Source organism: Phenylobacterium sp., assembly GCF_020402505.1.
Classification (GTDB): Bacteria; Pseudomonadota; Alphaproteobacteria; order Caulobacterales; family Caulobacteraceae; genus Phenylobacterium.
Genome location: NZ_JADBZL010000147.1, coordinates 20,116 through 27,620, shown reverse-complemented (window position 1 = coordinate 27,620; position 7,505 = coordinate 20,116). Strand labels below are relative to the sequence as shown.

8 protein-coding genes, 1 tRNA gene and 1 riboswitch are annotated in these 7,505 nt (G+C 70.8%); of the genes, 5 read left to right on the top strand and 4 right to left on the bottom strand.

The annotated features are described in order from the left end of the window. Nucleotides 1-15 precede the first annotated feature (15 nt). Nucleotides 16-168: riboswitch (yybP-ykoY riboswitch) on the bottom strand. Nucleotides 169-285: 117 nt separating this feature from the next. Further along, on the top strand, nucleotides 286-1,290 hold the full coding sequence (locus IM632_RS10690; RefSeq protein WP_296484516.1) for an NAD(P)-dependent alcohol dehydrogenase: 1,005 nt from the start codon (nucleotides 286-288) through the stop codon (nucleotides 1,288-1,290). A gap of 6 nt (nucleotides 1,291-1,296) precedes the next feature. Here IM632_RS10690 and prs read toward each other — a convergent pair whose 3' ends face one another. Together prs and IM632_RS10680 are read right to left on the bottom strand one after the other, a co-directional pair. Next, on the bottom strand, nucleotides 1,297-2,190 hold the full coding sequence (gene prs / locus IM632_RS10685) for a ribose-phosphate diphosphokinase (RefSeq protein WP_296499325.1): 894 nt from the start codon (nucleotides 2,188-2,190) through the stop codon (nucleotides 1,297-1,299). Next, nucleotides 2,187-3,680, bottom strand: a complete 1,494-nt coding sequence (locus IM632_RS10680; RefSeq protein WP_296484509.1) for a thymidine phosphorylase family protein — start codon at nucleotides 3,678-3,680, stop codon at nucleotides 2,187-2,189. The genes prs and IM632_RS10680 overlap by 4 nt, the downstream gene beginning before the upstream one ends. A gap of 137 nt (nucleotides 3,681-3,817) precedes the next feature. On the opposite strand from IM632_RS10680, the gene IM632_RS10675 reads away from it, so the two are divergent. From IM632_RS10675 to IM632_RS10665, 3 genes are all read left to right on the top strand, one after another. Further along, nucleotides 3,818-4,603: an SDR family NAD(P)-dependent oxidoreductase gene (locus IM632_RS10675; RefSeq protein WP_296484506.1), complete on the top strand. Its 786-nt coding sequence runs from the start codon at nucleotides 3,818-3,820 to the stop codon at nucleotides 4,601-4,603. Nucleotides 4,604-4,616: 13 nt separating this feature from the next. Continuing rightward, complete coding sequence (locus tag IM632_RS10670; protein WP_296484504.1) at nucleotides 4,617-5,594, top strand: NADPH:quinone oxidoreductase family protein; 978 nt, start codon at nucleotides 4,617-4,619, stop codon at nucleotides 5,592-5,594. Nucleotides 5,595-5,667: 73 nt separating this feature from the next. Beyond that, nucleotides 5,668-5,744 (top strand) — tRNA-Arg (locus IM632_RS10665). A 193-nt stretch (nucleotides 5,745-5,937) separates the two neighbouring features. Here the strand turns inward: IM632_RS10665 and IM632_RS10660 are convergent. Together IM632_RS10660 and IM632_RS10655 are read right to left on the bottom strand one after the other, a co-directional pair. Further along, a complete protein-coding gene (locus IM632_RS10660; protein WP_296484502.1) occupies nucleotides 5,938-6,711 on the bottom strand; it encodes a hypothetical protein in 774 nt (257 codons plus the stop codon). A gap of 92 nt (nucleotides 6,712-6,803) precedes the next feature. After that, nucleotides 6,804-6,980 (bottom strand): hypothetical protein, encoded by a 177-nt coding sequence (locus tag IM632_RS10655; RefSeq protein WP_296484498.1) that lies wholly within the window; start codon nucleotides 6,978-6,980, stop codon nucleotides 6,804-6,806. A 91-nt stretch (nucleotides 6,981-7,071) separates the two neighbouring features. On the opposite strand from IM632_RS10655, the gene IM632_RS10650 reads away from it, so the two are divergent. Continuing rightward, complete coding sequence (locus IM632_RS10650) at nucleotides 7,072-7,440, top strand: DUF1428 domain-containing protein (RefSeq protein WP_296484495.1); 369 nt, start codon at nucleotides 7,072-7,074, stop codon at nucleotides 7,438-7,440. Nucleotides 7,441-7,505: the final 65 nt, after the last annotated feature.

The window sequence follows — 7,505 nt, the reverse complement described above, 5'->3', positions numbered from 1 at the left end:
CAGCCCCCGCCCGACAGAACGGGGCTACAGCGCCATCGGTCTCGCCCGAACCGCCGTCCCGAAGGACGGCCCGCTCTCCCCGCGCCATGGCCATGCCGGCCAAGTGTGTTGACGCGGGGGTCCGCCGGGGCTGGCGGAGGGCTACTCCCCTTTGACCCGCTCCGGTTACGCCCGTCGGCCTGGCGGCGCAAGGGCTGACGTCGCGTGATCTTGCGATGCGCGCCGGAGTGTCCATTGTGCGCCCCGGACAACATCGGCCCTGCGGGGCCAGGCAGGGAGAGGCCCATGAAAGTCGCCGCCGTGAAGGCCCCGGGCGGGCTGGACAAGCTGGTCATCGAGGATCGGGCCCAGCCCGTCGCCGGTCCCGGCGAGCTCCTGGTGCGGGTCCGCGCCAGCTCGCTGAACTTCCACGACTTCGCAGTGGTCGCCGGCATGCTGCCCGCCGCCGACGGACGGATCCCCATGTCAGACGGGGCCGGCGAGGTGGTCGCCGTGGGCGAGGGGGTGACGGGCTACGCCCCCGGCGACAAGGTCCTGTCGACCTTCTTCCCCAACTGGGCGACGGGCGGCCCGGCCCTGGAGCGGCTGATCGGCGTGCCCGGCGACCATGCCGACGGTTTCGCAGCCGAATATGTCGCCATGCCGGCCCTGGCCTTCACCCGCATGCCCGCGGGCTGGTCCTTCGCCGAGGCCGCCACCCTGCCCTGCGCGGCCCTCACCGCCTGGCGCGCCCTGATGGTCGAGGCGCGGATCAAGCCCGGCGACGTGGTCCTGACCCAGGGCACCGGAGGCGTGTCCATCTTCGCCCTGCAGCTGGCCAAGGCCGCGGGGGCCACCGTGATCTCCACCTCCTCGTCGGACGAGAAGCTGGAGAGGCTGAAGGCCCTGGGGGCCGATCACCTGATCAACTACCGCCAGACCCCGGAATGGGGCGCCGCCGCCGCCGCCCTGACCGGCGGCCGGGGCGTGGACGTGGTGGTGGAGATCGGCGGGGCGGGCACCCTGGCCCAGTCGGTCACGGCCACGCGCATCGGCGGTCATGTCTCTCTGATCGGCGTTCTCGCGGGCTTCGCCGGCGAGGTGCCCACGGCCCTGATCATGTCCAAGAATGTCGCCGTGAAGGGCGTCACCGTCGGCTCCCGCCAGGAACAGGAGGAGATGATCCGGGCCCTGGAGGTCTCGACGATCCGTCCGGTCATCGACTCGACCTTCCCCCTCGACGGCATCGCCGCCGCCTTCGCGCACCAGATGTCGCAGAAGCACTTCGGGAAGATCTGCCTGGAGATCTGAGGGCGTTCAGGCGGCGTCCATCTCCCGCCAGGCCCGGGCCAGGGCGCCGGCCACCGGCAGGCGTCGCCCGGGCCCGGCGACGGAGTCCGTGACAATGAGCCGGTCGATCCCGGCCGCCTTCAGGGCCCGAACGGTGCGCGCGTCGTGGAGGCCGTGCACCACGGCGGCGGTGATCCGCGCCGCTCCGGCAGCCTTCAGGGCCCGGGCCGCCGCCGCCAGGGTGCCGCCGCTGGAGCAGATGTCGTCCACCAGGGCGATGTGGGCTCCGTCCAGCCTCGGATCATCCGGGTACTGAACGGTCACATCGCGGTCTCCCAGGCGGCGCTTGCCGGCGACGAGGACGCCCGCGCCCAGCCGGCGCGCGACCGCCCCCGCCCAGGCGGCGCTCTCGGAATCCGGTCCCGCCACGAGGCTGACCCGCGGGCGAAGGTGCGCCAGGGCTTCCGCCAGCACCTCCCCGCCGCCGGCGTTGCGCGCGACCCGCCCGGGGAAGACGCCCGCCAGGTCCGGCGTCCGGTGGAGGTGGGCCTCGAGGGTCAGGATCCGGTCGAAGGCCCCGGAGAGGACCCGGCCGATCACCGCCTGGCTGAGGGGCTCGCCCGGCGCAAAGACCCGGTCCTGGCGCATGTAGGGCAGGTAGGGCGCGACCAGGTCGACCCGCGCCGCCCCGGCCCGCCGCAGGGCGTCCGCGGCCAGAAGCAGGGGCATGAGCCGGCCGTCGGGGCGGGCGAGGCTGCGATAGAGGATGGCGGCGGACCCCGCCGTCGCCATGACGACAGGCCGGGACTCCCCGTCCGGGAAGGCGTGGGGCCGGATCAGGCGCAGGGGCAGGCCGAGGGCGCCGGCGAACCGCCCGGCTGGCCCAGCCTCGTCCGGGAAGGCGTGGACTTCCGGGCTCATGCGAGGGCGAAGCCGCTGTCCTCGCCCGCCGCCTCGCAGGCCAGGGCGAAGTCCGAGGGGTCTTCGGCGTGCAGGCGATAGAGGGGCTCGCCCTGCCGCACCCGCTCGCCCCGGCCCTTCAGGAGGTCGAGCCCCGCCCCGGGGTCGGTGGGGGCCCCGGCCAGACGGGCGATCCGGGCGATCCGCAGGCAGTCCACGCCCGCGACCACCCCGTCCTTGGCCGCCGCCACCTCCCGGACGAGGTCGCCCGGCTTCAGGCCGCCCGCGAGAGGTGACGGCCCCTGAGCCTCCGCGATGGCCTCCAGCTTGGCGAGGGCCGCGCCCGAGGCGATCAGCTCCCGGGCCCGGGCCTCGCCCGAGCCGCCGGGGCAGTCCGGGTCCAGCTCGATCAGCCGACCGGCCAGGCGGATCGACTTCTCCCTCAGGTCGGCCGGCGCCCCGGCCTCGCCGCGCAGGACGGCCAGGACGTCGCGGGCCTCCAGGGCCGGGCCGACCCCGCGTCCCACGGGATGCGAGCCGTCGGTCTCCACGATGTCGACCTTCAGGCCCACCCGGTCGGCGACGAATTCGAACAGCTTTCGCAGCCGCAGGGCCGTCCCGGGCTCGCGCATCTTCGACCCCGGACCAGAGGGCAGGTCGAGGAGCAGGTGGGTGGAGCCCGCCGCCAGCTTCTTGGACAGGATGGAGGCCACCATCTGCTCGGGGGTGTCGAGGGACAGGGGTCGCTCCACCGAGATCAGCACGTCGTCCACCGGCGACAGGTTCACCCGCCCGCCCCAGACAATGCAGCCGCCGCAGCGTTCGACCACCTCGCGCATCTCCTCCTCGTTCAGGTCGACCCGGGCCAGGACCTCCATGGCGTCGGCCGTCCCCGCCGGCGAGGTGATGGCCCGGGAGGAGGTCTTGGGGGTGATCAGACCATGCGCCGCCGCCACCGGCGCGACGATGAGCGAGGTGCGATTGCCCGGCACCCCGCCGATGCAGTGCTTGTCCGCCACCAGGGGCCGGTTCCAGGAGAGCCGCCGCCCGGCGCCGGCCATGGCCCGGGTCAGGGCCAGGGTCTCCTCGGGGCTCATGAAGCTGGCGCAGGCGACAAGGAAGGCCGAGATCTCGATGTCCGACCAGCGGTGGTCGGCCAGGTCGTGCACCACCTCCTCGATCTGGGCGTCGCTCAGGGTGGCTCCGGCGATCTTGGCGCGCAGGGCCGCCGCGCCCCGGGGCGGCGGCGCCGGGGTGATGCGCACCTCGCTCCCGGCCGGGACCCCCAGCCGCCGGAAGGCCGGCTGGGTCAGCCCCGCCTCGTCCGGTCCGACCAGGGCGGGATCATCGCAGATCACCACCCCGGCCATCAGGGTCCGCCCGCCGGCCCGCACCTCGACCTTGCGCACCCCCGCCAGCCGCTCGGGCCGCAGGGCCCGGCAGTCCCGGGACAGGAGCACGGTGTTCTCGCGGAAGGTGTCGATGGCCAGGGGCCGGACGGTGAGCAGCATGGCGCCATCCTCCGCCGCCCGGGCCACGGCTTCAATACCCGGGGGACTGCGGGGTTCGGCTCCTGACCCGCCCCCAGGGATGCAATTCCGGCCCGGCTGGGGCAGGGTGGAGGCTCGGATGACAGATGGAGGCGCCCATGGAACGGTTCGCAGGCAAGGTTGCGGTCATCACCGGCGGGGCCTCCGGCATTGGCGCCGCTGCGGCGCGCCGGTTCCACGCCGAAGGCGCCTCGGTGCTCCTGGCCGACCTGAACGCAGAGGGCGGCGAGGCTCTGGCGGCGGAACTGGGCGAGGGCCGGGCGCGCTTCCGCCGGGTCGACGTGGCCGAGTTCGGTGAGGTCGTGGCTCTCGTGGCCGACGCCGTCCAGGCCTTTGGCGGCCTGGACATCCTGTTCAACAACGCCGGGATCGGCAGCTTCTCCAATGTGGTCGACCTGCCGGTGGAGGACTGGCGCCGGGTCATCGACATCGACCTCTCCGCCGTCTTCTACGGCTGCAAGGCGGCCATCCCCGCCCTGCGCGCCCGCGGCGGCGGGGCCATCATCAACACCGCCTCCATCTCCGGCCTGGCGGCCGACTTCTCCTTCGCCGCCTACAACGCCGCCAAGGCCGGGGTGATCAACCTGACCCGGGCCGTGGCCATCGACCATGCCCGGGAGAATATCCGGGTCAACGCCGTCTGCCCCGGGCCCGTGGACACGCCCATCATCGCCGGGATCAACGACCTGCAGGGGGTGCGCGAGGCCTGGGACGCCCGGGTCCCCATGGGCCGGTTCGCCCGCCCCGAGGAGATCGCCGCCGTCGTCGCCTTCCTGGCCTCCGACGACGCCAGCTACATGACCGGCTCCGTCCTGGCGGTGGACGGCGGACTGACGGCCCACACGGGCCAGCCCGACCTGCCGCGCATGCTGGGCCTGGCCTGAGGGGGTGGAGCGGATGCGCAAGGTCGTCGGCGAGAGCCTCGAGAGGCTGTCGGGCTACAGCCTGGTGGAGGCGCCGGTTCCCGAGCCCGGCCCGGGCCAGGTGCGCCTGCGCATCACCGACTGCGGCCTCGGCTATGTCGACGCCCTGGTCGCCCTCGGCCGCTACCAGGTCAAGCCGCCCCTGCCGCACACCCCGGGCCAGGAGGTCGCCGGGGTGGTCGACGCCCTCGGCGAGGGGGTGGCGGGCCTGGCGCCCGGCGACCGGGTGATGGCCACCGTGGCGGGGGGCTTCGCCGACCTCGCCCTGGCGCCCGCCGTCGCCTGCGCACGCCTTCCCGCGAACATGACCTCCGGCCAGGCGGCGGGTTTCCGGATCAACCACCTCACCGCCCTGCACGGCCTGGAGCACAGGGCGGCCCTGCGGCCCGGCGAGACCCTGCTGGTCCTGGGCGCAGCGGGGGGCGTGGGGACCGCCGCCGTCCAGGTGGGGAAGATCCTCGGCGCCCGGGTCATCGCCTGTGCCTCCACCCCCGAGAAGCGCGCCTTCGCCGCGGCCTGCGGCGCGGACGCGACCCTCGACACAGAGGCGGAGGGCTGGCGCGACCGGCTCAAGGCCCTGTGCGGCGGCAAGGGGCCGGACGTCATCTTCGACCCCGTCTGCGGACCCCTGTTCGAGCCGGCCTTCCGCTCCCTCGCCTGGGGCGGCCGCCACCTGGTGGTGGGCTTCGCCGGCGGCCCCATCCCGGCCCTTCCCGCCAACCTGCCCCTCATGAAGGGCGCCTCCCTCACCGGGGTGGACGTGCGCCAGTTCCTGCTGTTCGAGGGCCCGCGCGCCGCCCAGACCCTCGACCGCCTCCTCGCCTGGGTGGCGGAGGGCCGCTTGTCGCCCCCCGAAGGCCGCCGCTTCGCCCTCGAGGACTACGGCCCGGCTCTGGAGTTCGCCCTATCCGGCCAGGGCCTGGGCAAGACCCTGGTGGGGGCCGGGGAATAGGCGGCCCGGCGGGCTGCATTCCCCCCCTCGCCATCCGCCCGCCTTTCGGCTAGAAGGCCCCTCCGCTGAAGACGCACCCGTAGCTCAGCTGGATAGAGCGTTGCCCTCCGAAGGCAAAGGTCACACGTTCGAATCGTGTCGGGTGCGCCAGTGAAATCAATGGGTTAGGCGGTCAGAGTCCGGCAACTACAATTGATTCCTTGTCGAACCCAAGTCTTGGGCGCGCCACCCGAATTCGGATGTGGTTAGGGTTCTATCGGGCGGGGCGTTGGCATGAGGATTGAAGCTGGCGCGCCACAAAACGGTGTCAGAGCCACAGGATTCCACGCCGCAAAAAAGAGAGCTAACCGGCTGTCTTCGCAGCATCCCGAGTGATTTCCCCAAAGAGCCTTGCCCCTTGCTCAGGGGGCAACTCATACAATGCGCGATAGAACTGAACTGATCCTTCGCATAGGATGTCAGGACTTGCTGACGCGGGATTCTTTAGAGCTTCAAGCGTTGAATCAGCGACCCCATTTGCCCGCATATTGGTTGCGACAAGCGCCCAATCCTCATCCTCACTGGGGTTGCGTCGCTGGGGATGGTCTAGACCCTGACGGGTGGCGATCACGCGGTCTCGAAATATGAAATCAAGCTTCTGCATCATGACAAGGCTGAGCTTTGAACCTGGTTTCAATCCCCGTATTCCGAAATCAGCGCAGTATTCAACGTTCTCACGCTGCAGCTCAGAAATGAAATCAAATTCAGAGGCTAACATCTGAATAAGAGCAGGTGTGGGTGCGGATGCAGTTGCCTCTGCTTGTCTCGAAATGAAAACGCGACTTCGCGCGTACGCCCGCGCGCTGACCCCTTCAATCGGCATTTGTGATTTTATATCTGCGGCCATTTCCTCACGCATGGTCGCCCATTCGGTCGGAAAATTCCGGGCAAGCGCGGTGAACCCAGCCTGATTGGAGATAGCGCGTTCCAGGCTGGCCTCCACGTTCGCCTGAGGCGTCAGCGCGCGCCGAGCGGTGGCGATGCCGTCAGAAGCGAGTTGTTTGGCGCCTACGAAAGACACGGCGCAAACGCCGATGGCCGCGATAGTGTACCAAATGCTCCTTCTCTCGATTATCATCCCGACTCCCCCGATTTCGAGGAATGGTATCACGCCTCACACAGCTAACAACTTCGACTCGATTGTGCGCGACTGGTGAATATTCCCGACTGTCAGTTCCGACCGAAGACGGCGAGGGTCAAGCCAACCCACCGGGCCAGCTCGCCCTGTATGCCGAAGAGAGTCAGAGACGATCGGAGCTTGACGATCAGAAGGCAGTGTTGCAGGCGCCCGGCGAGTTCGGCGCCCCGCCGCACGGGTCGCCTGCACCATGCGACGGCGTCATCCATCGTCGCGGTTCGCGGCCACCCGACGGGCGCGTCTAGTCGTCTATCCCGTCCTCGCATAGGCTGAAGGCCGCACCACCGGAGGCAGGGCGAGATGCACATCTGCGGCATGGTGATCCCGGTTCCCGAAGACCGGCTGGACGATTACCGCCAGTGGGCGGAGGCCAGTGCGGCCTTCTTTCGCGAGTATGGCTGCCTCGAGATCGTCGAGAGCTGGGAAGACTTTGTCCCCGACGGCAAGCAGACCGACTTCCGTAGGGCGGTCGCCGCACGGCCGGGGGAGAAGATCGTCTTCGCCTGGCAGGTCTGGCCCAGTAAGGCCTTTCTGGGGGCCGCCGAGGAACGCATGCACCAGGATTCCCGGATGGATGGCGCCGAGGCGCCGCCCTTCGACGCCTCCCGCCTGATCCTCGGCGCCTTCACGCCCCTGGTGGCGGCCGGGCGCTCCGCCCGGCCGTCCTGAGCCTGAGGGGATGGCGGTGTGCGTCCACCGCCCTATCTTGACGGGATCATCAGGCTTGTATTTTA

What these genes read in the sequence shown, in the direction of transcription:
- IM632_RS10660 (WP_296484502.1), bottom strand. Translation starts at nt 6,711, where the DNA reads ATGATAATCGAGAGAAGGAGCATTTGGTACACTATCGCGGCCATCGGC.
- IM632_RS10670 (WP_296484504.1), top strand. Translation starts at nt 4,617, where the DNA reads ATGCGCAAGGTCGTCGGCGAGAGCCTCGAGAGGCTGTCGGGCTACAGC.
- IM632_RS10650 (WP_296484495.1), top strand. Translation starts at nt 7,072, where the DNA reads ATGCACATCTGCGGCATGGTGATCCCGGTTCCCGAAGACCGGCTGGAC.
- IM632_RS10655 (WP_296484498.1), bottom strand. Translation starts at nt 6,980, where the DNA reads ATGGATGACGCCGTCGCATGGTGCAGGCGACCCGTGCGGCGGGGCGCC.
- IM632_RS10680 (WP_296484509.1), bottom strand. Translation starts at nt 3,680, where the DNA reads ATGCTGCTCACCGTCCGGCCCCTGGCCATCGACACCTTCCGCGAGAAC.
- prs (WP_296499325.1), bottom strand. Translation starts at nt 2,190, where the DNA reads ATGAGCCCGGAAGTCCACGCCTTCCCGGACGAGGCTGGGCCAGCCGGG.
- IM632_RS10690 (WP_296484516.1), top strand. Translation starts at nt 286, where the DNA reads ATGAAAGTCGCCGCCGTGAAGGCCCCGGGCGGGCTGGACAAGCTGGTC.
- IM632_RS10675 (WP_296484506.1), top strand. Translation starts at nt 3,818, where the DNA reads ATGGAACGGTTCGCAGGCAAGGTTGCGGTCATCACCGGCGGGGCCTCC.